The organism is Actinotalea sp. C106 (assembly GCF_023630195.1).
Taxonomy (GTDB): Bacteria; Actinomycetota; Actinomycetes; order Actinomycetales; family Cellulomonadaceae; genus Actinotalea.
Map to the genome: position 1 here is coordinate 1 of NZ_JALPKN010000640.1, position 555 is coordinate 555.

At 77.7% G+C, this 555-nt stretch carries 1 pseudogene; it reads left to right on the forward strand.

The window, feature by feature from the left end:
• Positions 1 to 555 (forward strand): annotated as a pseudogene (locus L0B03_RS18950) (ATP-binding protein); the annotation flags it as partial.

A 555-nucleotide genomic window follows, 5' to 3' on the forward strand; every position in this document is an offset into this window, starting at 1 on the left:
GCGGGGTCGGACCCGCGGCCCGAGCCGTGGTGGGGCGAGGTGCTGCTGCCCGCGCAGGACGGCGAGCTGCTGCCGGCCCACGGTCTGGTGCTCCCCGGGTCCCCGGCCGCCGAGTGGTTCGACCCCGAGGTCCTGCCCGTGCTCGACGACCACGTCGCGCAGCGCCCCGGCGAGGGCCTGGTGCTCGCGGGGGTCCGCGCTGGGATCACCGTCGAGCGCCTGGACGCGCGCGCGGTCGTCGAGGCCCTCACCGACCTCGACGACCCCGACGACGACGCCACCCTCGTGACCGACGCCCTCGACGGCTGGGGCGCGTACCTCGAGCACCTCGAGGAGGTGCTCGAGGGTGACGACCTCACCGACCGCGGGGACCTGGTCGTCGTCGCCGACCTCGACGCGGTCCGCGAGGAGGCCTGGGGCGAGGTGATGGCCGCCCTGACCCGGGGCGAGGCCCGTCGTGCGGTCGTCGAGCCGTGGGGCCGCGGCGCCGACGGGCGGGCGATCCCCTCCTACACCGCCTGGTGGCTGCAGCACCGGGGCGGCCCCGGTCCGCGA